Source organism: Thermophilibacter provencensis, assembly GCF_900128445.1.
GTDB lineage: Bacteria > Actinomycetota > Coriobacteriia > Coriobacteriales > Atopobiaceae > Thermophilibacter > Thermophilibacter provencensis.
Genome location: NZ_LT671417.1, coordinates 1796974 through 1819260 on the forward strand (window position 1 = coordinate 1796974; position 22287 = coordinate 1819260).

The 22287-nt window shown below is 70.1% G+C and carries 21 protein-coding genes; 19 read left to right on the plus strand and 2 right to left on the minus strand.

What is annotated here, in order from left to right; genetic code table 11:
- Positions 1-9 precede the first annotated feature (9 nt).
- From era to hflX, 19 genes are all read left to right on the plus strand, one after another.
- The gene (era, locus tag BQ7391_RS08000) at positions 10-933 is read left to right on the plus strand and encodes a GTPase Era (protein ID WP_075280124.1); all 924 of its coding nucleotides are present in this window, start codon (positions 10-12) and stop codon (positions 931-933) included.
- A 2-nt stretch (positions 934-935) separates the two neighbouring features.
- Positions 936-1688: a DNA repair protein RecO gene (gene recO, locus BQ7391_RS08005; RefSeq protein WP_075280125.1), complete on the plus strand. Its 753-nt coding sequence runs from the start codon at positions 936-938 to the stop codon at positions 1686-1688.
- A 124-nt stretch (positions 1689-1812) separates the two neighbouring features.
- Positions 1813-2541, plus strand: coding sequence for a gamma-glutamyl-gamma-aminobutyrate hydrolase family protein (locus BQ7391_RS08010; RefSeq protein ID WP_129583938.1), 729 nt, complete (start codon positions 1813-1815; stop codon positions 2539-2541).
- Positions 2542-3315: 774 nt separating this feature from the next.
- Positions 3316-3594 carry a 30S ribosomal protein S15 gene (gene rpsO, locus BQ7391_RS08015; RefSeq protein WP_075280126.1) on the plus strand — a complete coding sequence of 93 codons (279 nt, stop codon included), beginning with the start codon at positions 3316-3318 and terminating at the stop codon, positions 3592-3594.
- A 130-nt stretch (positions 3595-3724) separates the two neighbouring features.
- Positions 3725-5953, plus strand: a complete 2229-nt coding sequence (locus BQ7391_RS08020; RefSeq protein WP_075280127.1) for a polyribonucleotide nucleotidyltransferase — start codon at positions 3725-3727, stop codon at positions 5951-5953.
- 316 nt (positions 5954-6269) lie between these two features.
- Positions 6270-7934 carry a ribonuclease J gene (locus BQ7391_RS08025; RefSeq protein WP_075280128.1) on the plus strand — a complete coding sequence of 555 codons (1665 nt, stop codon included), beginning with the start codon at positions 6270-6272 and terminating at the stop codon, positions 7932-7934.
- 4 nt (positions 7935-7938) lie between these two features.
- A complete protein-coding gene (locus BQ7391_RS08030) occupies positions 7939-8841 on the plus strand; it encodes a DNA translocase FtsK 4TM domain-containing protein (RefSeq protein WP_075280129.1) in 903 nt (300 codons plus the stop codon).
- Between the two features lie 46 nt (positions 8842-8887).
- Positions 8888-9385: a YajQ family cyclic di-GMP-binding protein gene (locus BQ7391_RS08035; RefSeq protein WP_075280130.1), complete on the plus strand. Its 498-nt coding sequence runs from the start codon at positions 8888-8890 to the stop codon at positions 9383-9385.
- A 13-nt stretch (positions 9386-9398) separates the two neighbouring features.
- The gene (gene rimO, locus BQ7391_RS08040) at positions 9399-10721 is read left to right on the plus strand and encodes a 30S ribosomal protein S12 methylthiotransferase RimO (RefSeq protein ID WP_075280131.1); all 1323 of its coding nucleotides are present in this window, start codon (positions 9399-9401) and stop codon (positions 10719-10721) included.
- A 3-nt stretch (positions 10722-10724) separates the two neighbouring features.
- On the plus strand, positions 10725-11321 hold the full coding sequence (gene pgsA / locus BQ7391_RS08045) for a CDP-diacylglycerol--glycerol-3-phosphate 3-phosphatidyltransferase (protein ID WP_075280132.1): 597 nt from the start codon (positions 10725-10727) through the stop codon (positions 11319-11321).
- Complete coding sequence (locus BQ7391_RS08050) at positions 11318-11848, plus strand: CinA family protein (protein ID WP_083662165.1); 531 nt, start codon at positions 11318-11320, stop codon at positions 11846-11848. Before pgsA ends, BQ7391_RS08050 begins: the two co-directional genes overlap by 4 nt.
- A gap of 208 nt (positions 11849-12056) precedes the next feature.
- Entirely contained in the window at positions 12057-13163 is a 1107-nt protein-coding gene (recA, locus tag BQ7391_RS08055; RefSeq protein WP_075280133.1) for a recombinase RecA, read from the plus strand.
- The gene (locus BQ7391_RS08060) at positions 13160-13819 is read left to right on the plus strand and encodes a regulatory protein RecX (RefSeq protein WP_075280134.1); all 660 of its coding nucleotides are present in this window, start codon (positions 13160-13162) and stop codon (positions 13817-13819) included. The genes recA and BQ7391_RS08060 overlap by 4 nt, the downstream gene beginning before the upstream one ends.
- A 259-nt stretch (positions 13820-14078) precedes the next feature.
- On the plus strand, positions 14079-15629 hold the full coding sequence (gene rny, locus BQ7391_RS08065; RefSeq protein WP_075280135.1) for a ribonuclease Y: 1551 nt from the start codon (positions 14079-14081) through the stop codon (positions 15627-15629).
- A gap of 3 nt (positions 15630-15632) precedes the next feature.
- Complete coding sequence (locus BQ7391_RS08070) at positions 15633-16727, plus strand: ATP-binding protein (protein ID WP_075280136.1); 1095 nt, start codon at positions 15633-15635, stop codon at positions 16725-16727.
- Between the two features lie 97 nt (positions 16728-16824).
- On the plus strand, positions 16825-17130 hold the full coding sequence (locus tag BQ7391_RS08075) for a stage V sporulation protein S (RefSeq protein ID WP_075280137.1): 306 nt from the start codon (positions 16825-16827) through the stop codon (positions 17128-17130).
- A complete protein-coding gene (gene miaB, locus BQ7391_RS08080; protein WP_075280138.1) occupies positions 17127-18497 on the plus strand; it encodes a tRNA (N6-isopentenyl adenosine(37)-C2)-methylthiotransferase MiaB in 1371 nt (456 codons plus the stop codon). The genes BQ7391_RS08075 and miaB overlap by 4 nt, the downstream gene beginning before the upstream one ends.
- The gene (miaA, locus tag BQ7391_RS08085; protein ID WP_075280139.1) at positions 18494-19438 is read left to right on the plus strand and encodes a tRNA (adenosine(37)-N6)-dimethylallyltransferase MiaA; all 945 of its coding nucleotides are present in this window, start codon (positions 18494-18496) and stop codon (positions 19436-19438) included. The genes miaB and miaA overlap by 4 nt, the downstream gene beginning before the upstream one ends.
- Positions 19425-20819: a GTPase HflX gene (hflX, locus tag BQ7391_RS08090; protein WP_083662267.1), complete on the plus strand. Its 1395-nt coding sequence runs from the start codon at positions 19425-19427 to the stop codon at positions 20817-20819. Before miaA ends, hflX begins: the two co-directional genes overlap by 14 nt.
- Here the strand turns inward: hflX and BQ7391_RS08095 are convergent.
- Together BQ7391_RS08095 and lexA are read right to left on the minus strand one after the other, a co-directional pair.
- Positions 20709-21470 (minus strand): heparan-alpha-glucosaminide N-acetyltransferase, encoded by a 762-nt coding sequence (locus tag BQ7391_RS08095; protein ID WP_075280140.1) that lies wholly within the window; start codon positions 21468-21470, stop codon positions 20709-20711. The two genes, hflX and BQ7391_RS08095, sit on opposite strands and share 111 nt — an antisense overlap.
- On the minus strand, positions 21471-22127 hold the full coding sequence (gene lexA, locus BQ7391_RS08100; protein ID WP_075280141.1) for a transcriptional repressor LexA: 657 nt from the start codon (positions 22125-22127) through the stop codon (positions 21471-21473).
- Positions 22128-22287: the final 160 nt, after the last annotated feature.

Below are 22287 nucleotides of genomic sequence, written 5' to 3' on the forward strand. Positions count from 1 at the left end.
GGTCCTCGCATGAGTAAAGAGCGCGCCGAGAGGAACGTCACGTTCAGGAGCGGCTTCGTCGCCCTGGTGGGGCGCCCCAACGCCGGCAAGTCGACCCTGCTCAACGCCTGCATGGGCGAGAAGGTCGCCATCACGAGCCCCGTGGCGCAGACCACGCGCCGGCGCATGCGCGCCGTCATCAACACGCCGGCCTCGCAGCTCGTGATCATCGACACGCCCGGCCTGCACAAGCCCAAGGACGCCCTGGGCAGCGAGCTCAACAAGAGCGCCCTCGGCGAGCTCGCCGACGCCGACGCCGTCGCCTTCCTCGTGGACGCCACCAAGCCGGTGGGGCGCGGGGACGAGTGGGTGGCCAACCACGTCGCGCGCGCCGAGGCGGGCTACAAGCTCCTCGTGCTCACCAAGGCGGACATCGCCGGCCCCGAGCAGGTGGCGGCGCAGCTCGAGGCGGCGCGCGCCCTGTGCGACTTCGACGACGAGCTCGTGGTCTCCGCGCGGGAGGGCTTCAACGTGGACGCCTTCGTGGGCCTCGTCTCCGAGCACCTGCCGGAGGGGCCGCGGTGGTTCCCCGAGGGCATGGACGTCGACGCCACCCCCGAGGACCTCGTCGCCGAGTTCGTGCGCGAGAAGCTCTTCCTTCACCTGCGCCAGGAGCTGCCGCACTCCGTGGGCGTCCTCTGCGAGAGCATCGAGTACGCCGACGACGGGCACGCCTCCATCGAGGCCACCATCCTCGTGGAGCGCGCGGGGCAGAAGGGGATCGTCCTCGGGAAGGGCGGCCAGATGATCAAGCGCGTGGGGATAGAGGCGCGCCGCGACATCGAGCGCCTCCTCGGCTGCAAGGTCTACCTCGACCTTACGGTGCGCGTCGCCCCCGCCTGGCGCCGCGACGAGCGGGAGATCCGCCGCCTGGGCTACTCCTCGGAGGACTAGGCGTGCCCGGCGGGAGGCGCACCTATCGCGCCCGCGCGGTCGTGCTCGACCGCACCAAGCTCGGCGAGCAGGACCTCATCCTGACGCTGCTCTCCGAGGACGGCTCACAGCTCCGCGCCGTCGCCAAGGGCGCCCGCAAGCCCGGGGGGCGCCTCGCCGCGCGCGCCGAGCTCTTTTCGGAGGACGACTTCCTGCTTGCCAGGGGCCGCTCGCTCGACGTGGTCTCCGAGGCCTCGCTCCTCGAGCCCCACGCCCGCCTGCGCGGCGACTACGAGCGCGTCTCCGCGGCGAGCGCCGTGGCGGAGGTCGCGCGGCTCACCTGCTACGAGGATGCCCCCGACCCCTTCCTGTACCCCATCTGCTCGCGGGCGCTCGCCGCCTGCGAGCAGGCGGCCGACCAGCCGCACCTCGACCTCGTCGTCGCTGCCTACGCCATGAAGGTGCTCGCCCACGGCGGCTGGCGCCCGGAGCTCGCCGGCTGCGCCGCATGCGGCGACGAGGCCATCTCGTACTTCTCGGCGGCCATGGGCGGGGCGCTCTGCTCCTCCTGCGCGCGCGAGGTGGCCGGCGCGCAGGAGCTCTCCCCCTCGCAGCTCGCGTGGCTGCGCGCGCTCATCGGCCTCACGTTCGACGACCTCCTCTCCGCCCCGGTCGACCCCGAGACCGCGGTCTTCCTCCTCGGCGTGGCCCACACGTGGGCGGTGACCCACCTCGACTGCCGCCTGCGCGCGATGGAGTTTGCCCTCTCCGCTTGAGGGCCTGACAATGGTGCCGGGGTCGTCTGTCATGAGCCCTTTCATGACAAACGACCCCGGCACCATTGTCAGGTCGTGGCATAATGGGCGGCCGAGAAAAGCCGTCAGGAGGGGAGTGCCGCCCATGCCCAAGACCGACCGGATGCCCGTCATAGGCGTCGTGCCGCTCGTCGACTACGGTCGCGAGAGCCTGTGGATGCTGCCGGGGTACTTCGACGCCGTGGCCGAGGCGGGCGGCGTTCCCGTGATGCTGCCGCTCACCGCAGACGCCGCCTCCGTCGAGCGCGCGCTCGACGTCGTGGACGCGGTCCTCGTGACCGGAGGGCAGGACGTCGACCCCGCGCGCTACGGATGCGAGGACCGCGCGGCCGCGGCCCTCTGCGGAGAGCTCTGCCGCGAGCGCGACGCCATGGAGGCGCTGCTCGTTCCGGCTGCGCTGGGGCGCGACCTGCCGCTGCTCGGCATCTGTCGCGGCATCCAGGCGCTCAACACGGCGCTCGGCGGCACGCTCTGGCAGGACCTGCCCAAGCAGCATCCCTCCGCGGTTGAGCACCACGGCCAGCCGCCCTACGACCAGCCCACGCACCCGGTCGAGGTGCTGCCAAAGACGCCGCTCGCCGCATGCGTGGGCGCGGGCGAGCTCGCCGTCAACAGCTACCACCACCAGGCCCTGCGCGACGTGGCGCCCGGGCTCGAGGTCATGGCCAGCGCGCCCGACGGCGTGGTCGAGGCCGTGTGGCGCCCGGAGTCGCGCTTCTGCTGGGCGGTCCAGTGGCACCCCGAGTTCATGCACGCCGTGGACGAGCCGAGCCGCAAGATCTTCTCGGCGTTCGTCGCCGCCGCCCGCGCCTAGCGCGGGGCGCGCGGCCAGGGGGGGACGTCCTTCTCGCCGGCCGCGCATCGGGCGGTACTCTCTTCTGAATCTGCGCATCGGCCCGTACCCACTTCCGGATTTGCGTATCTGTCCGGCGGGATGCGGCCTCTGGTGACGCACTCAGTTGCGAATCTGCGTGCCAGACGGCGCTCATCTCCGGGTTTGCGCATCGACTCGTCCGGCTGCGGCTCCGGATGCGGTACTCAAATCCGAATCTGCGCACTGGGTGGTACTCACTTCCGAATCTGCGTGTCCGGCCGTACTCACTTCCGGATTTGCGTGCGCGCCCGGCCAGACGCGGCATTCGGTTTGGTACTCACTTCCGGATTTGCGTGCGGCCCGGTACTCAGTTTCGCATGTGTGTACGGTGCCGTACTCAGTTGCGGAATTGAGTACGGCTCCGCGGCGTTTTCGGTTGCTTGCGGGCCTGTCCGGCCCCGCACGGACGTTTTTCTCGCTTCACGCATGTGCAGCGGTACTCAGTTCCGGATTTGCGCACCGCCTTGTACACGCTCTCGGATGTGAGTACCGCCCCGGCTGCGCAACGTCTCGACTGCGCGACGTGCCTCCCGCTCGTCTGGCGCACCCCGCGCCGACCGCCCGGCGCCCCGCAACCGTGGATTTTCTGCCAAGAAAGACCTGCGCCCCCGGCTGTGCTACACTACCGCAGGTCAGTACCCCGTACCTGGAGGCCCGCCAACTGCCTGACGGCCATCTCGGTTCGGGGCGAATCTATGAGAAAGGTGGTTTGACATGGCAGTTTCGAAGGAGCGCAAGGCTGAGCTCGTCGCGCAGTACGGCGCCAACGACAAGGACTCCGGCTCCGCCGAGGTCCAGGTGGCCCTGCTCACCGAGCGCATCAAGGGCCTGACCGAGCACATGAAGACGCACCCGAAGGACTTCCACACCCGTCGTGGCCTCCTCATGCTCGTCGGCAAGCGTCGTCGCCTGCTGTCCTACATCAAGGCTCGCAACATCGAGGACTACCGCACCCTCATCAGGAGCCTCGGCATCCGCGACAACATCCAGTAGAGCGGTTCTTCGGAGGGGCGCCCGCGGGCGCCCCTTCTTTGGTTTGTCCGCGAGAAGCGCGGACGGGCGGCCATGGGGGCCGCCGAGACGGCCCGTCTGCAATGGGGCAGGCGGAGATAAGGGAAAAGACATGGCAAAGGTTACACACGAGTTCGATCTCTACGGCAAGCACTACGTGCTCGAGACCGGCGAGCTGGCCAAGCAGGCCACCGGCTCCTGCCTCGTCAAGTGCGGCGACTCCACGGTCCTCCTCACCGCGGTGGTGTCCAAGGAGCGCAAGGACTACGACTTCTTCCCGCTGACGGTCGACTTCATCGAGAAGATGTACGCCGTGGGCCGCATCCCCGGCGGCTACCTCAAGCGCGAGGCGCGCCCGTCCGAGAAGGCCACCCTCACGGCCCGCATGATCGACCGGCCCCTCCGCCCGTCCTTCCCGGCCGGCTTCCGCAACGAGGTGCAGGTCGTGGCCACCACGCTCGTCGCCGACCAGATCAATCCCGTCGACACCATCTGCGTCATGGCCGCCTCGGCGGCCCTCACCGTGGGCGGCGTGCCCTTCGAGGGCCCGCTCGCGTGCGTGCGCATCGGCCGCGACCGCGACACCCACGAGTTCATCGTGAACCCCACCTACGAGGAGCGCGACAACTCCGACCTCGACCTCGAGCTCGGCGGTGCCGAGGGCTTCATCTCCATGCTCGAGGCCGGCGCCGAGGAGATCTCCGAGGAGGACATGCTCTCCGCCATGGCCTTCGGCCAGGAGGCCATCGCCGCCTTCTGCGCCGAGCAGCAGAGGTTCTTCGCCAAGGTCCGAGAGGTCAACGGCGAGTTCCCCGTGCGCGAGTACGTCCTCGACGAGCCCGTCGCTGAGGTCCACGACCGCGTCTTCGCCCACTACGGCGAGATGGAGGCCGCCCTCAAGGACGCCGACAAGCTCTCCCGCATCGGCAAGGTGGAGGCCCTCAAGGCCGCCATCAAGGCCGACTTCAGCGAGGAGGAGCAGGCCCAGTGGGGCCGCGCCATCCCCGTTGAGCTCAAGGCGCTCGAGAAGCACGCCATGCGCCTCATGGTCGTCGAGACCGGCGAGCGCGTCGACGGCCGCACGCCCACCGAGGTGCGCCCGCTCATGGTCAAGGGCGACTACCTCCCGCGCGTCCACGGCTCCGGCCTCTTCCAGCGCGGCCAGACCCAGGTGCTCTCCGTCTGCACCCTCGGCATGCTCAACGAGTGGCAGCGCCTCGACACCATCGAGCCCGTCGACGGCAAGCGCTACATCCACCACTACAACTTCCCGCCGTTCTGCACCGGCGAGACCGGCCGCATGGGCAGCCCCAAGCGCCGCGAGATCGGCCACGGCAACCTCGCCGAGCGCGCCCTTCTCCCGGTGATCCCGTCCGAGGACGAGTTCCCCTACACCATCCGCGTGGTCTCCGAGGTCATGGAGTCCAACGGCTCCTCCTCGATGGCCTCCACCTGCGGCTCCACGCTCGCCCTCATGGACGCCGGCGTGCCGCTCAAGCGCCCGGTCTCCGGCGTGGCCATGGGCCTCATCCAGGAGGAGGGCAAGACCGTCGTCCTCACCGACATCCAGGGCCTCGAGGACTTCCTCGGCGACATGGACTTCAAGGTGACCGGCACGACCAAGGGCATCACCGCCATGCAGATGGACAACAAGGCCACCGGCCTCACGCCCGAGATCCTGCGCTCCGCGCTCATGCAGGCGCACGAGGGCCGCATGTTCATCCTCGACGCCATGCTCGACGCCGTGCCCGCCGTCCGCGCCGAGACCAAGGAGTCCGCGCCCCAGATCATCAGCCTGCAGATCCCCACGGACAAGATCCGCGACGTCATCGGCTCCGGCGGCAAGGTCATCCGCGGCATCCAGGAGGACACCGGCGCCACGATCGACATCCAGGAGGACGGCACCGTCTTCATCGCCGGCGTGGGCACCGCGGCCGACGCCGCGGCCGACCGCATCAAGGCGATCGTCAAGGTCCCCGAGGTCGGCGAGGAGTACACCGGCCGCGTCGTGGGCATCCAGCCCTTCGGCGCCTTCGTCGAGCTCCTGCCCGGCAAGGACGGCCTGCTCCACATCTCCCGCGTCGCCCAGGGCCGCGTCGACAAGGTCGAGGACGTCCTCAACATCGGCGACGAGGTCAAGGTCCGCGTCCTCGAGGTCGACGAGAAGGGCAAGATCAGCCTCGACCGCATCGACAAGCCCGAGGCCCCGGCCGGCTCCGGCCACGCCCACGAGGGCGAGAAGGACCGCCCGCGCCGCGAGCACCGCGCGCCGCGCCGCCGTCCCGGCGACAAGGGCGACACCGGCGAGAAGCGCCAGCCGCGCCGCCATCACGGGGCGTAGTCCCGCGCCCTGACTCACCCCCGCGGGATTGCTCAGGCCTCAGACCTTGTTACGGCCGCGTAAACCCCGCACCTGGTCTCTCATGCAACGCCGCACGTCGACGTTCTTATCGTCAGGCTGTATGAGAGAGATACCAGGTGCGGGGTTTGCGCTGCCGCAAGCAAGCCTCCGGGCCCCGCCCGCTCCGTGTAACCATCGTGGAACATGCAAGCGGCGGGTCCTTCTCGGGTAGAATCGGTGGGTATGCGAATTGGCACGGCCCGAGGGGCCGTCTGATATGACCCGACCGACCACCCCCGAAAGGAATCGCCCAGGAATGCCCAAGAAAGACACCGCCCTCAAGATCATCCCGCTGGGAGGCCTCGACGGCATCGGCAAGAACATGACCGCCTTCGAGTACGGCGGCGACATGGTCCTCGTTGACGCCGGCCTGATGTTCCCCGACGAGGGCCAGCCCGGCATCGACCTCATCCTGCCCGACTACACCTACGTCCTGGAGAACGAGGAGAAGCTCCGCGGCATCATCATCACGCACGGGCACGAGGACCACACCGGAGCGCTCCCGTTTCTCCTGCAGGACCTCACCCGCAAGGTCCCCATCTACTCGAGCAAGCTCACGCTCGGCATCATCGAGGGCAAGCTCGCCGAGCACAACATCCGCTCGCCCAAGTTCCGCGAGGTGAGCGACGGCTCCACGATCACGCTCGGGGCCTTCACCATCACGTTCTTCTCGATGACCCACTCCATCCCGGCTGCCTTCGGCGTCTTCATGTCCACGCCGGCGGGCACCGTCATGCACACCGGCGACTTCAAGTTCGACCAGACGCCCATCGACGGGCGCCGGCCCAACTTCCATGCCATCAACAAGTTCGGCGCCTCGGGCGTGGACCTGCTGCTCTCCGACTCCACCAACGCCACGCGCCCGGGCTTCACGCCGTCCGAGGCCGCCGTGGGCCGCGACCTGCGCCACGTCATCAAGAACGCTCCGGGCCGCGTCTTCGTGGCGGCGTTCTCGAGCCACATCCACCGCCTGCAGCAGATCTGCGACGCGAGCGTGGCCGTGGGCCGCAAGGTCGTGGTGACGGGCCGCTCCATGCTCACCAACACCAAGGTGGCGCGCGAGCTCGGCTACCTCTCCATCGACGAGGAGAACATCATCGACGCCTACGACGTCGACCGCATCCCCGACGACAAGATCGTCGTCCTGTGCACCGGAAGCCAGGGCGAGCCGCTCTCCGCCCTCGCGCGCATGGCCAACGGCGAGCACAAGTCCCTGTCCATCCACGAGTCGGACACGGTGATCATCTCCGCCACGCCGATTCCGGGCAACGAGAAGAGCGTCCAGTCGATCGTCAACTCGCTCTCCAAGATCGGGTGCGAGATCTTCGACAAGAGCAAGGGCCTCGTGCACGTCTCCGGCCACGCGAGCCAGGAGGAGCTCAAGCTCATGCTCGCCATGGCCAAGCCCAGGTACTTCATGCCGGTCCACGGCGAGGCGCAGCATCTGCGCGCCCACGCCGAGCTCGGCGTGCAGATGGGCGTGCCGGCCGAGCGCGTCTTCGTGCTCGACAACGGCGACTCGCTCGAGATGGTCCGCCACAAGGTGCGCCGCGGCCGCGCCGTTGAGTCCGGCGTGGTCTACGTCGACGGGGGAACCGTCACCGAGGCCAACCCGATGGTCCTGCGCGACCGCCAGAAGCTCGGCGCCGACGGCGTGGTGAGCTGCACCGTGGTGGTCTCCAAGCGCTCGGGCTCGGTGAGCGCCGTCGAGGTCTTTGGGCGCGGAGTCTCGTCCTCGACCGACGAGCTGCTCGGCGGCGAGGCCCAGAAGCTCGTCCGCGCGCAGGTCGAGAAGCTCGCCAAGTCCGACGGGTCGAGCATCGAGGCCCTGCGGCGCGGCGTGCGCAACACGCTCTCCAACCTGCTCTGGAACAAGACGCACACGCGGCCGATGATCATCCCGGTCGTGATGGAGGTCTAGGCAGATGCCCTCTAAACGCACCTCAAACGCAGCACGCGGCAGGGGGGCGTCCGGGAAGGGGAGGGGCAAGGCCCCCGCGCGGCGCCCCGCCCAGCCCGCACCGGCGCTCACCAAGACCCAGTCAGACATCCTCGGCGTCGTGCTCGCCGTGACGGCGATCGCGATGCTCGTCTCCATCGTCTCGCCGAGCTCCGCGGTGGTGACGAGCGCGGTGCACGACTTCCTCGCGCTCTCCTTCGGCGCCGCGGCCGTGCTCGTGCCGGTGGCCCTCTTCGTCTTTGCCCTGACCTTCTTCCGCGGCGACGAGGGGCCGGTCTCGGGGCGCGTCGCCCTGGGCCTCTCGCTCATCGTGCTCGCCGTCATGGCCATGCTCTCGGTCAACCTCTCCGGCGCGTCCGCAGACCCGTCCGTCGTCTTCGTGCCCGCGACGGCCGAGATCGCCGGCGGCTACGTGGGCGGCGCCGTCGCCTACTGCCTGCTCTGCCTCGTCGGCCAGGTGATCGGGAACGTGCTGCTCGCGGGCGTGGTGCTCGCGGGCGTGGTGGTGTGCGGCTTCTCCATCTCCGACGCCGTCGCCCGGGCGCGCGAGGGCATCGAGGGGATCGCCGACGAGCACCACGCGCGCGTCGAGGCGCGGCGCGCCCAGGCGATCATCGACGCCGCGGCCGACCCCGACTGCGTGCCGGCCGCGGCCGGGCCGCAGGCCTCGCTCTTCGACGAGACCGGCGAGCAGGCCACGACCTTCATCGGCGACCGCAAGACGACGGTCCTCAAGCGCCGCGCGCGGCTCCTCCCCAAGGACGCCCCCGCCGACCCGTCCGGCGCGCCGACCACGCTCATCGACCGCGGGAAGCGCCCGTCCGCGACGCTGTTCGCCTCCGACGCCGAGGCCGACCAGGGGCAGTAGCATCGATGCGGCCCGGCGAGCGCCGGGCCGGGGAAGGAGAGGGGCAATGGCCAAGGAATCGAGCTTCGACGTCGTCTCCGTCGTCGACATGCAGGAGGTCGACAACGCCTGCCAGCAGGCCGCTCGCGAGATATCCCAGCGCTATGACCTCAAGGGCACGGGCGCGACGCTCGAGCTCTCCAAAAAGGACGGCGTCTTCAAGGTCGCGGCGCCCTCCGAGTTCGTGGCGTCCCAGGTGCGCGACATCCTGGGCACCAAGCTCGTCAAGCGCGGCGTCGACCTCACGGCCGTGCGCTGGGCGGACCCCGTCGCCGCCTCCGGCATGAGCGTCCGCCAGACCGGTACGGTCATCCAGGGCATCGACCAGGACACCGCGAAGAGGATCGCGAAGGACATCCGCGACCTCAAGCTCAAGGCCAAGGCGACGGTCGAGGGGGACAAGCTCCGCGTGAGCTCCGCCTCCAAAGACGTCCTCCAGTCCGTCATCGCCGAGCTCAGGCAGCGCGACTACGGTCAGCCGCTCCAGTTCGTCAACTACCGCTAGCGGAGGGGGTCACGTGCGCTTTCTCATCGTCACGCTCGGCTGCGCCAAGAACGAGGTTGACTCCGACCGCATGCGGGCCCTCCTGCTCGCGGACGGCTTCGAGGAGGCCGCCGAGGCGGCCGACGCCGACGTCGCCATCGTCAACACCTGCTCGTTTCTCGCCTCGGCCACCGAGGAGTCGGTCGAGGCCACGCTCGAGCTCGCCGAGGAGCGCTCGGAGGGCGTCCGCGCCTGCCCGATCGTGATGTGCGGCTGCGTGCCCTCCCGCTACGGCGACGCGCTCGCCGACGAGCTCCCCGAGGTCGCCGCCTTCGTGCGCGCCGAGGACGAGGACGGCATCGTGGGCGTGGTCCGCGACGTGCTCGGCCTGCCCCCGGCGGGGGAGGCCGCCCTGCCCGAGACGCTCCGCACCGTCGAGGGGGCGAGCGCCTTCGTCAAGATCTCGGAGGGCTGCGACCGCTTCTGCACCTTCTGCGCGATACCCTACATCAGGGGCCGCTACCACTCCCGCCCGGCCGCCGAGGTCGTCTCCGAGGTGCGCTCCCTCATGGAGGGCGGCGTCCGCGAGGTCGTCCTCATCGGGCAGGACACCGGCGTCTGGGGGTCCGACCTCGGGGAGGGCGAGACGCTCGCGTCGCTCCTGCGGCGCGTCGCCGACGCCGTCCGCCCGTATGCCGGGTGGGTCCGCGTCCTCTACCTGCAGCCCGAGGGCATGACCGACGAGCTGGTCTCCGTCATTCGCGACGTCCCCGAGGTGCTCCCCTACATCGACATCCCCATCCAGCACTGCTCGGCCCGCGTGCTCAGGGCGATGGGCCGCACCGGCTCCCCCGAGGAGCTGCGCGAGCTCTTCTCGCGCCTACGCTCCGAGATTCCCGGCATGGTGCTGCGCACCACCGGCATGGCGGGCTTCCCCGGGGAGACGGACGAGGAGGCCGACGAGCTCTACGAATTCATCTCCGAGCAGGAGTTCGACTACTGCTCCGTCTTCGCCTACTCCCCCGAGGAGGGCACGCGCGCCGCGGCCATGGAGGGCCAGGTGGACGAGGCGGTGAAGCTCGAGCGCACGCAGCGCCTGATCGACCTCACCGAGCAGCTGGGCTTCGCGGCGACCGCGGCCCACGTCGGCGAGCGGGTCAGCGTGATCGTGGACGGGGTCGAGGAGTCCGAGGACGGCCCCGAGCTCATCGGTCACGCGTGGTTCCAGGCCCCCGACTCCGACGGCGCCGTGCACATCCCGTACGGCGAGGCGGCGGTCGGCGACATCGTCACCGTTGACCTCGTCGACTCGTTCTGCTACGAGCTCGTGGGCGAGATAGTCGAGGAGGGGGCATAGGGCATGGCCGGCGAGAAGGACATCTGGACGCCCGCGAACGTCGTCACGTGCGTGAGGATCGCGTTCATTCCCGTCTTCATGGCGGTCGCCTCGGCGGCGCACGGGTATGCGAACGCGCCTTTCGCCGTCGCGGCGTTCCTCATCTACGTCACGCTCTCGCTCACGGACAAGGTCGACGGATATCTCGCCCGCTCCCGCGACGAGATCACCGACTTCGGGAAGTTCCTCGACCCCATCGCGGACAAGCTCCTGGTCTTCTCGGCGCTCCTGCTCCTGCTCTCCGACGGGCGCGTCTCCGTGTGGGTCGTCTTCGTCATCCTCCTGCGCGAGTTCCTCGTGAGCGCCCTTCGCATGGTCGCCGCCTCGAGCGGGGAGGTCATCGCCGCCGACGGCCTCGGGAAGGCGAAGACCGCCGTCACGATGGTGTCGCTCTGCGGCTACTACCTCTCGTACGCGCTCGTCGCCGTCGGCCTCGACGACCTCGGCGTCGTCTCGTTCGTCGCGTGGGCGCTCATGGTCGCCGCCGTCGTGCTCACGGTGGTCTCGGGCGCCCAGTACTTCTGGAATGCCCGCCACGTCGTCTTCGGGAGAGGGGAGTGAGCGGCGTGGGCGCCCCCTCGTGGGAGGGCTGCGTGCTCGACGCCGCCTCCGCGCTCGACGCCGCGCGCGCGTCCGGGGTGACCCTGGGGTGCGCCGAGAGCTGCACGGGCGGGCTCGTCGCCGGGGCGCTCACCGCCGTCGCCGGCTCCTCCGACGTCATGCGGGGAGGCGTGGTGAGCTACGCCATCCCCGTCAAGCACGAGGTGCTCGGCGTCTCATCCGAGGTGCTCGACGAGCCGGGCGTCGGCGCCGTCTCGGGCGCGTGCGCGACGCAGATGGCAGAGGGGGCGCGCCGCGTGCTCGGCTGCGACGTCGCGGTCTCCGTGACCGGGATCGCGGGCCCCGGCGGCGCCGAGCCGGGAAAGCCCGTCGGCACCGTGTGGATGGGGCTTGCGACCCCGCTCGGCGCGCGCGCCGAGCGGTTCCTCTTCCCGGGGGCGAGAGACGAGGTCAGGCGCAGCGCCGTCGCCGCCGCGCTCGCCCTGCTCCGTGAAGGCTGCGTGGAGGCCTCGCGCGCCGGTCGATAGGCGCCGCCCCGCCCCACTTTGGTTACCGGGCCCGCTGCCTCGCCCTTTCCCGTGCCGCCGGCCCCCGCCGTCCGCCAGGCGGCGGCGTCGCGTCCGGGCCGTGTCCGCCCCGCGTCAGCGCTCCTCGCTACAATCTGGGCGACGGTGTTGACTTAGAACGGGTGTTCGGATACCATCGACGGCGGAAGAACGAGGCAAGGGAGCGAGCATGGCCAAGACGAAGGGCGTTTCCAAGGAGATCCACCCCAGGACCACCGGCGAGGAGCGGGACAAGGTCCTCGAGTCCACGACGGCGGAGATAGAGAAGAAGTTCGGCAAGGGCGCCATCATGCGCTTCGGCGACGACGGCCCCAGCCTCGAGGTCGAGGCGATACCCACGGGCTCGCTCGCCCTCGACGCCGCGCTCGGCATCGGCGGCGTCCCGCGCGGCCGCATCGTCGAGATCTACGGGCCCGAGTCGTCGGGAAAGACCACGCTCTCGCTCGAGATTCTCGCCGAGGCGCAGGCCATGGGCGGCGTCGTGGCCTTCATCGACGCCGAGCACGCGCTCGACCCGGGCTATGCCGCGCGCATCGGCGTGGACATCGACGAGGTCCTCATCTCGCAGCCGGACACCGGCGAGCAGGCGCTCGAGATCTGCGACATGCTCGTCCGCTCCGGCGCCATCGACGTCGTCGTCATCGACTCGGTCGCCGCCCTCACGCCGCGGGCCGAGATCGAGGGAGAGATCGGCGACTCCACCGTCGGCCTCCAGGCGCGCCTCATGAGCCAGGCGCTGCGCAAGCTCGCGGGCTCCCTCTCCAAGTCCAACACGACGTGCATCTTCATCAACCAGCTCCGCGAGAAGATCGGCGTGATGTTCGGCAACCCCGAGACCACGCCGGGCGGCCGCGCGCTCAAGTTCTTCTCGTCCGTCCGCATGGACATTCGCCGCATCGACTCCATCAAGTCCAACAACGAGGTCGTGGGCAACCGCGTCCGCGTCAAGGTCGTCAAGAACAAGGTCGCCCCGCCCTTCAAGCAGGCGGAGTTCGACATCATGTACGGCCAGGGGATCTCCAAGGAGGGCTCGATCCTGGACGAGGGCGTGAAGTACGGCGTCGTCACCAAGTCCGGCTCCTGGTTCACCTACGAGACCGAGCAGGGCTCCGAGCGCCTGGGCCAGGGCAGGGAGGCCGCGAAGGAGTTCCTCGCCTCCAACCCCGAGCTCAGGGACGAGATCGACCACAGGGTCCGCGTCGCGTGCGGGCTCGAGCTCGGCGACGAGCGCGTCGGGGAGCCCGTCGACCTGGTCGAGGGGGACATCCTTTCGTGAGCGCGCCCGAGACGGGCGGGGTCGGCTGGGACGTCGTGATGCCCGCGCGCGGGTCCCGGCCCGGGTCGCCCGCCCGCGTCGTCTTTGACTGCCCGGGTATGCCCGCGCGCGCCGTGCCGTCCGCGGTGGGGCGGCGCCTCGCCCGCCTGCTCAGGGAGGGGAAGGCGCCCGAGGCGGGCGAGCGGCTCGACGCCGTCGTCGACGAGCTCGTCGACCAGTGCGCCAGGGAGCGCGTGGAGCAGCTCGTCTCGCGTCGCGACTACTCGGCCGAGGAACTCGGGACGCGGCTCAGGCGCGACGGGTACCCCGGCGACGTGGTCGACCGCCGCGTCTGCCGGGCGCGCGAGTCCGGGGTCGTCGATGACGCGCGCTATGCCGCCTCGTTCGTCCGCTCCAAGGCGCTCGCCGGCTGGGGGAGGACGAAGATCGAGCGCGCGCTCACGGCGCGCGGCGTCTCCCTCGATGCTCTTGGGGACCTCTCCGACGAGCTCCTCTCGGAGGACGACGAGCTGGCCCGCGCGCGCGAGCTCGCCGAGCGGCGCGTGCGGTCGGGGCGCGGCGAGCTCCGCTCGCTCGTGCGCTTCCTCTGCGGCCGCGGCTTCTCGCCCGGCGTCGCCTACCGCGCGGCGCGCACGGCGCTGGGGGACGAGGACTAGTCGCGCCGCGCCTCCCGCGGTCCGCTACCACGCGCTCATTTGACATAACGTTACGCGGAACTTACGATTGAGAGGCTATTGGAGCGTACGCTCACGCTGGCTCGCCAGCTGATGTCTATATTTCGTTCGATACCCGTCGGCCGCTCGCGGCCCACAGCCGAATGCAACTTGACAGCGCCTCCGATGGCGGGTTCCGCGGCAGCGCCGCGGTCTCCAGAACCACGCTTGACCTACATTCGTCGTCCGAGGAGCAGCTAACATGGAAATCCTATTCGCAGTCGTGGGGCTCGTCATAGGCGCGGGCATCGTCTACTTCATCCTATCGGGTCAGAGCAACTCCAAGGTCAAGGCGGCCGAGGCGCAGCTCGAGAGCGCGCGCGTCGACGCCGACCGCGTCCGCGAGGAGGCCGCTCGCCAGGCCGAGAACGCCAAGAAGGAGGCCGTCCTTGAGGCCAAGGAGCAGATCCTCGCCCTCAAGCAGGCCTCCGAGCAGGAGGAGAAGAAGCGCAAGGGCGAGCTCCAGTCGCTCGAGAACCGCATCATGCAGCGCGAGGAGTCGCTCGACCACCGAAACGACGCCCTCGACCGCCGAGAGCACCAGCTCTCGAGCCTCCAGGGCCAGCTGGACCGCCGCAAGAACGACCTCGACGAGATGGAGGTGCGCCAGACCGCCGAGCTCGAGCGCATCGCCGGCCTCTCCTCCGACGAGGCCCACGACGAGCTGCTCGCCCGCGTCCGCGCCGAGGCCGTCCGCGACGAGGCGCAGATCCTGCGCGAGTCCGAGCAGCGCGTCCGCGCCCAGGCCGACAAGACCGCGCGCGAGATCGTCTCGACCGCCATCCAGCGCTGCGCCGCCGACCAGGCCGGCGAGATCACGGTCACGTCGGTCCACATCCCCTCGGACGACCTCAAGGGCCGCATCATCGGCCGCGAGGGACGCAACATCCGCACCTTCGAGCAGGTCTCCGGCGTCTCCCTCGTCATCGACGACACGCCCGAGACCGTCGTGCTCTCGAGCTTCGACCCGGTGCGGCGCGAGACCGCCCGCGTCGCGCTCGAGAACCTGATCGCCGACGGCCGCATCCACCCAGCGCGCATCGAGGAGCTCTACAAGAAGGCCGAGACCCTTGTCGCCGAGCGCGTCCGGGAGGCGGGCGAGCAGGCCGCCTTCGACGCGGGCATCCACGACCTGCACCCTGAGCTCGTGAAGACCCTCGGCGCGCTGCGCTACCGCACCTCGTTCGGCCAGAACGTCCTGTCCCACTCCGCGCAGGTCTCCGCGCTCTGCGGCATCATGGCCTCCGAGCTCGGCGTCGACGAGGTCTCCGCCAAGCGGGCCGGCCTGCTGCACGACCTCGGCAAGGCCATCGACCACGAGGTCGAGGGGCCGCACGCCGTCATCGGCGCCGACCTCGCGCGCCGCTACGGCGAGCGCCCCGACATCGTGCACGCCATCGAGGCGCACCACGCCGACGTCGAGCCCGACACCGTCCTCGACGTCCTCGTCCAGGCCGCCGACGCCATCTCCGCCGCGCGTCCCGGCGCGCGCCGCGAGAGCGCCGAGAGCTACATCAAGCGCCTCGAGAAGCTCGAGGAGATCTCCAACGCCCACGACGGCGTCGAGCGCACCTACGCCATGCAGGCCGGTCGCGAGCTCCACGTCATGGTCGAGCCCGAGAAGGTCTCCGACGCCCAGGCGACGGTGCTCGCGCACGACATCGCCAAGCAGATCGAGGACGAGATGGAGTATCCCGGCCAGGTCCGCGTGGTGGTCATCCGCGAGTCGCGCGCCGTCGACGTGGCGAAGTAGCCCATGGCCGGCGCCCCCGCTGCCCAGGACCTCGTGGGCTTCGTCTCCTCCATGGGCGGCGAGCGCGCCCTTCGCGTCGAGGAGAACCTCGGAGAGGGCTTCGTGCGCCTCCGCGTCGCCGAGGCGGAGCGGCGCCAGGCGAAGCACGACGTCAGGTGCGTCGAGGACGTGGTCATCGAGATGCTGCGCAACGCCCGCGACGCCGGGGCGCGCCACATCTACGTCGCCACCACCCGCGAGGGCTCCCGTCGCGTGACGACGATGCTCGACGACGGGCGGGGCATACCGGCCGACATGCAGGAGCGCGTCTTCGAGGCGCGCGTCACGTCCAAGCTCGAGAGCTTCCACATGGACCGCTGGGGCGTCCACGGCAGGGGGATGGCCCTCTACTCCATCCGGGAGAACGCCGTCTCGGCCGAGGTCGCCTCCTCGGCCCCGGGCAAGGGCGCGGCCATCAGGGTCGTGACCGACGTCTCGTCGCTTCCCGAGCGCGCCGACCAGTCGACCTGGCCATCGGTCGGAACGGATGACGACGGCGAGCAGTCATGCGTGCGCGGGCCCCACAACATCGTGCGCACCTGCTGCGAGTTCGCGCTCGAGGAGCGCGGCGCGTGCGAGGTCTACCTCGGCTCCCCCGCCGAGGTCGCCGCCACCGCGCGCGCCCGCATGCGGCCCTCCGCCGACGCCTCCGAGCTCCTCTTCATGGACGCGCTCTCCGAGCTTCCCGTCCTCGAGCGCCTGAGCGCCGCGGCGGACGCCTCCGAGCTGCTGCGCGTGGCCGCCTCCCTCGGGCTCGAGATGTCCGAGCGCACCGCGCACCGAATCGTCTCCGGCCAGGTGAGGCCCGCGCGGAGCGTCCTCGCCCGCCTCACGCACCGCGGCGACGCCCACCCGCAGCGCCCGCGCGAGGTCGACCTCGCGCGCGACCGGCGCGGGCTCAGGATCGCGCCCGCCGACGTCGACGAGTTCTCCCGGGTGATGGAGCGCGACTTCGCCCTTCTCGCCGACCGCTACTACCTCTCGCTCTCCGCGGACCCCAAGGTCCGGGTCGGGCGCGGCAAGATCACGGTCACCTTCGACCTGGAGGAGAGCGACTGACCACCACCTTCTTCTCAAACGGACCCGTTACCAGTAGAATCGTACGAGCGCGACAAACGCAGCCGCTCTCATGAGCCACGCAGCAGGAGAAAGCAACATGGACTATCTGAAGGTGTCGAGCAAGTCCTCGCCGGCCTCGGTCGCCGGGGCCATCGCCGGACTCGTCAAGGACGGCGTGCCCGTCAACATCCAGTGCGTCGGCGCCGGCGCCGTGAACCAGGCCATCAAGGCGATCGCCATCGCCCGCGGGTTCCTCATCCCCACCGGCATCGACATCTCGTGCGCCCCCACCTTCTCTGACATCGAGATCTCGGGGGAGAGCAGGACCGCCATCAGGATCGCGGTGTACGTCCACCGCCTCCAGGCGCCCTCCGCCGCGAGCGAGGCGGGGGTGGCGTCGTGACGCAGGCCCCCACCGCCCTCGTCGGCAAGACGTACTGCGTCAGGACCTTCGGCTGCCAGATGAACCTGCACGACTCCGAGCGCGTCGCCGGCCTGCTCGACGCCTGCGGCTGCATCTGCGTCGAGAGCCCCGACGACGCTGACATCGTCGTCTTCATGACCTGCTGCGTGCGCGAGAACGCCGACCAGCGCCTCTACGGCCAGGCCTCGGCCATGGTCTCGGCGCCGACGCCGCCCTCGGGCCGCCGCGTCGTCGCCATCGGCGGCTGCATCGCCCAGCGAGACGGCGAGCGCATCCGCGACCACATCGCCTGCGCCGACGTCGTCTTCGGCACGAGCGCGCTCGCCAGCCTCCCGGGGCTGCTCGAGGAGGCGTTTGCCGCGGACGGCCGCGCCGTCGAGGTCGACACGGCCGAGGAGGACCGGCCCTTCTCGACCGACCTGCCGAGCCGTCGCGAGAGCCCCTTCCACGCGTGGGTCCCCATCATGACCGGGTGCAACAACTTCTGCACCTACTGCATCGTCCCCTACGTGCGCGGCCGCGAGAAGAGCCGCACCATGGAGAGCGTCGTCGCCGAGGTCGAGCACCTCGTCGCAGACGGGGTCCGCGAGGTGACGCTGCTCGGCCAGAACGTCAACTCCTACGGGCGCAACCTCTATGGGGAGCCGCGCTTCGCCGAGCTCCTGCGCCGCGTCGCCGCGACGGGGGTCGAGCGCATCCGCTTCACATCCTCCAACCCCAAGGACCTCTCGGACGAGACCATCGCCGCCATGGCGGAGCTCCCGAGCGTCATGCCGCACCTGCACCTCGCCGTGCAGAGCGGCTCCACGCGCGTGCTGCGCGCGATGAACCGAAGCTACACGCGCGAGGAGTACCTGGCGCTCGTCGGGCGGCTGCGCGCCGCGATGCCGAACCTCGCCCTCTCGACCGACATCATCGTCGGTTTTCCCGGCGAGACCGAGGAGGACTTCCTCGACACGCTGTCGCTCGTCCGCGAGGCCGCGTTCTCGTCCGCCTACACGTTCATCTACTCCCCGCGGCCCGGCACGCCGGCCGCCAAGATCGCGGACGACACCCCGCGCGAGGTGATCCAGGACCGCTTCGACCGGCTCGCCGAGCTCGTCGCCCAGCAGGCGCACGACGCCAACCAGGCAGACCTCGGGACGCTCGCGAGCGTGCTCGTCGAGGGCCCCTCCAAGCGCGACGACGGCATCCTCGTCGGGCACAGCGAGAAGAACCAGACCGTGCACTTCCCGGTCCCCGAGGGCGTCGACGCCGCCTCCCTCGTCGGCGCCATCGTCGACGTGCGCGTCGACGAGGCGCGCACGTGGTATCTGCGAGGGACCGTCGAGGGCGACCCGCGATGAGCGCCCCGGGCCCCGTCGTCTGCGTCGTCGGGCCCACGGCCTCAGGCAAGAGCGCCGTCGCCGAGCTCGTCGCCGAGCGCCTCGGCGGGCCCGTCGTCTCCGTCGACGCGATGCAGGTGTACCGCGGCATGGACGTGGGCACCGCGAAGACGCCCGCGGCGGACCGGCGGGCGCCCCTGCTCATGGTCGACGTCGTCGACCCTCTTGAGGACTACTCCGTCAGGCTCTTCCAGCGTGACGCCCGCGCGTGCGTCGACGACGCGCTGCGAAGGGGCGTCACCCCCGTGCTCGCGGGGGGCACGGGCCTCTACCTCGACGCCGTCATCGACGAGATGGAGTTCCCGTCCGGCGAGCGCGGGACGGCCTCGCGCGAGCGCTACGAGGCGCTCGCGGCCGAGCGGGGCGCGGATCGGCTCCACGCCCTGCTCGCGGAGCGCGACCCCGAGAGCGCCGCGCTCATCCACCCCAACAACGTCAGGCGCGTCGTCCGCGCGCTCGAGATGCTCGACGACGGCGTCTCCTACGCCCGCCACCACGAGGGCCTCCGCTGCCGCGCCCCCCACTACGACGCGCGCATCTGGGGCCTCACCATGTCGCGGGAGCGCCTCTACGCCCGCATCGACGAGCGCGTTGACCGCATGGTCTCGCAGGGGCTCGTTGAGGAGGTCGCGGGGCTCGCGAGGCGCGGCCTCACCCCTGGGACGACCGCCGGCCAGGCGATCGGCTACAAGGAGGTCCTCGCCGCGCTCGCCGGGGAGACGACGCTCGACGAGGCGGTGGAGCTCGTGAAGCTCCGGAGCCGGCGCTATGCCAAGCGCCAGCTTTCCTGGCTCAGGCGCGACGGACGCGTGCGATGGGTCGACCTCGACGAGGTCACGCCGGAGGGCGCCGCGCAGGCCATCGTCTCCGAGCTCGGGGGTGAGCCGCGTGCCTCGGTTTAGCCCGCTCTCGACGGCTCCCGTGCCGGAGCGCGCCATCCTCGTCGGCGTCGACCTCGGCAGGTCGGAGTGGTCCTGCGAGGAGTCCCTCGCCGAGCTCGCGCGCCTCGCCGAGACCGATGGCGCCGAGGTCGTCCACACCATGTACCAGCGGCTTGACGCCCCCGTCCCGCGGACGTTCATCGGGCGCGGAAAGGTCGAGGAGCTGTGCTCTCTCGTCCGAGACCTCCGGGCTGACGTCGTCATCTTCGATGACGAGCTCACCCCCTCGCAGCAGGCAAACCTCGAGCGCGCGGTGGGGGAGCCCGTCAAGATCATCGACCGCACCGCGCTCATCCTCGACATCTTCGGCGTTCACGCCAGGACGCACGAGGGGCGTCTCCAGGTCCAGCTCGCCCAGCTCCAGTACGTCCTGCCGCGCCTTCGGGGCATGTGGAGCCACCTTGTGGGCGAGCAGACCAGGGGCGGCATCGGAAGCCGCTTCGGTCAGGGAGAGAGCCAGCTCGAGGTCGACCGCAGGCTCGTGAGGTCGCGCATCTCCACCCTTCGCCGCGAGCTCGAGCGGCTCGAGCGTCGCCGGGGCGTGCAGAGCAAGGCCCGCTGGGACTCCGGGGTCTGGCGGGTCGCCCTCGTCGGCTACACCAACGCCGGCAAGTCGACCCTTCTGAACCTCCTCACGGGCGCGGACGTCTACGCGAAAGACGAGCTCTTCGCGACGCTCGACCCAACGACGCGGTCGCTCGTGCTCGACGAGGGGAGAAAGATCACCCTCACCGATACCGTCGGGTTCATCCAGAAGCTCCCGACGACGCTCGTCGAGTCCTTCAAGTCGACGCTCGCCGAGGTCCGCGCCGCCGACCTCGTCCTTCTTGTCGTCGACGCCTCGGACCCCCACCGCGAGCTCGAGATCGACGCTGTGCGCGCGGTGCTGGAGGACATCGACGCGTCCGGCGTCAGGAGCGTCGTCGTCCTCAACAAGTGCGACCTCCTCGACCAGGAGGGGCTGCGCGAGGCGCTGGCGGCCCACCCCGACGCCGTCGCCATCTCCGCCCGGACCGGCTGGGGCGCGCGGGGCCTGCTCTACAGGATCGCGCGGGAGGCGGCGGAGGGCAGCGTCACCATGAGCGTGCTCGTGCCCTACGACAAGGGCCTCCTCATGAAGATGGTCCACGAGCGGTGCCAGGTCATGCGCGAGAGCTACGTCCAGGGCGGCCTCATGGCCACCGTCAAGGCGGACGAGCGCATGGCGCGCACGCTCGCGCCCTATGAGGTGCTATCCGACGGCGAGCTCGAGGGCTTCGCAGAGAGCGAGAAGGACGGGCTGGTGGACGACGTAGACGACCAGGGCGTGCCGTCCGACGAAGTTGAGCGGGGCGACGCGTAGGCGGCGGGCCCAGCCGGGGTAGCCGCGCTCTGCCCAGGACGACCCCATGGCTACCCCGGCGAGGTAGAGCATGAGGTAGGGGAGGAGCGGGTAGTAGTCCCCCGAGGAGAAGGTGGGGCCGGGCAGCCCCAGCCAGGAGAGCCACTCGGTCCCGTAGGCCCCTTCGGGCAGGATGACGCTCACGGGCCCGATGCCGACCGAGCCCCGCGGAAGGTCGAGCAGCGCGACGAAGGCGACGGCGAGGGCGGCCGCGGCGACGGGCCCGCGCGGGACGAGGCCGCCCGCCGCGAGCGCCCAGGTGACGAGCGTGCAGGCGGCCATGCAGTAGATGATGCCGAACGATATGGGCGTGTCGACCGACGCGACGCTCGTCACGACGAAGATGGCGAGCGCGACGGCCGCATATTGCGCGCCCCTCCTCAGGTTGCTCCTCGAGAGCGGGAACATGCAGCCCGCGACGAAGACGAAGGTCCACGAAATGCTCGCCCTCCAGGCATCTTGGAGGGGAGGGGCAAACCACCCGAGGTCGAAGCCGTAGATGAAGCGCAGGTCATAGCAGAGGTGAAAGAGGACCATCGAAATGACGGAGAGGCCGCGCACCGCGTCGAAGACCCCGATGCGACCGCCCTCCGGCCTGCCCGAGCCGCCCACCTACGAGATGGAGCGGATGAGGGCCGTCACCCTGCCGAGGATGACGGGATCATCGACGTAGATCGGGTCCATGCTGTCGTTTTCCGGCTGCAGCCGCACGCGGTCGCGCTCGCGGTAGAAGGTCTTCACCGTGGCGGAGTCGTCTATGAGGGCGACGACGATCTCCCCGTTGTGCGCGTCGCGCTGCTCCTTCACGACGATGTAGTCGCCGTCGAAGATGCCCGCGTTGATCATGGACTCCCCGCGCACGCGCAGGATGAAGGAGCTCGCGTCACCGACGATCGAGGTGGGGAGGGTGAGCGTCTCCTCGACGTTCTGCTCCGCGAGGATGGGCGTCCCGGCCGCGACGCGCCCGACGAGCGGCAGCGAGATGAGATTGCGGTCGACATCCTGGGAGACGCTCGCCTGCGGGGCCTGGTCGTCCGCGGAGGACGCCTGCTTGTCCACGACCTCGATCGTGCGCGGCTTCTTGGAGTCCCGGCGGATGAGCCCGTGCTCCTCGAGCACCTTGAGGTGCATGTGGACCGTCGAGGGCGAGGCGAGGCCGACGGCGGCACCGATCTCGCGCACCGAGGGCGGATAGCCGTGCTCGGTCGAGTAGGTGCGGATGAAGTCGTAGATGGCGAGCTGACGCTTGCCGAGCTTTCCACGTGCCATGTTGTGCCTCCTTGTCCTCCGTCACCCCATCATATCTGATTTCCGGAAATTCGCAAACATTTGTTCGTCAAATCTCTTGACACGAACAATTGTACCACCATAATTGAGTACAGACGTTCCAGTAATTCCGAAGGGCCGATTATTGTCCGGCCCGTCCGAT

Excerpts from the sequence above, each read along its gene's own strand:
- miaA (WP_075280139.1), top strand. The coding sequence starts at position 18,494 with ATGAGCGCCCCGGGCCCCGTCGTCTGCGTCGTCGGGCCCACGGCCTCA.
- BQ7391_RS08035 (WP_075280130.1), top strand. The coding sequence starts at position 8,888 with ATGGCCAAGGAATCGAGCTTCGACGTCGTCTCCGTCGTCGACATGCAG.
- rny (WP_075280135.1), top strand. The coding sequence starts at position 14,079 with ATGGAAATCCTATTCGCAGTCGTGGGGCTCGTCATAGGCGCGGGCATC.
- BQ7391_RS08010 (WP_129583938.1), top strand. The coding sequence starts at position 1,813 with ATGCCCAAGACCGACCGGATGCCCGTCATAGGCGTCGTGCCGCTCGTC.
- BQ7391_RS08025 (WP_075280128.1), top strand. The coding sequence starts at position 6,270 with ATGCCCAAGAAAGACACCGCCCTCAAGATCATCCCGCTGGGAGGCCTC.
- BQ7391_RS08070 (WP_075280136.1), top strand. The coding sequence starts at position 15,633 with ATGGCCGGCGCCCCCGCTGCCCAGGACCTCGTGGGCTTCGTCTCCTCC.
- lexA (WP_075280141.1), bottom strand. The coding sequence starts at position 22,127 with ATGGCACGTGGAAAGCTCGGCAAGCGTCAGCTCGCCATCTACGACTTC.
- rpsO (WP_075280126.1), top strand. The coding sequence starts at position 3,316 with ATGGCAGTTTCGAAGGAGCGCAAGGCTGAGCTCGTCGCGCAGTACGGC.
- BQ7391_RS08020 (WP_075280127.1), top strand. The coding sequence starts at position 3,725 with ATGGCAAAGGTTACACACGAGTTCGATCTCTACGGCAAGCACTACGTG.
- recA (WP_075280133.1), top strand. The coding sequence starts at position 12,057 with ATGGCCAAGACGAAGGGCGTTTCCAAGGAGATCCACCCCAGGACCACC.
- pgsA (WP_075280132.1), top strand. The coding sequence starts at position 10,725 with ATGGCCGGCGAGAAGGACATCTGGACGCCCGCGAACGTCGTCACGTGC.
- era (WP_075280124.1), top strand. The coding sequence starts at position 10 with ATGAGTAAAGAGCGCGCCGAGAGGAACGTCACGTTCAGGAGCGGCTTC.
- BQ7391_RS08075 (WP_075280137.1), top strand. The coding sequence starts at position 16,825 with ATGGACTATCTGAAGGTGTCGAGCAAGTCCTCGCCGGCCTCGGTCGCC.
- BQ7391_RS08030 (WP_075280129.1), top strand. The coding sequence starts at position 7,939 with ATGCCCTCTAAACGCACCTCAAACGCAGCACGCGGCAGGGGGGCGTCC.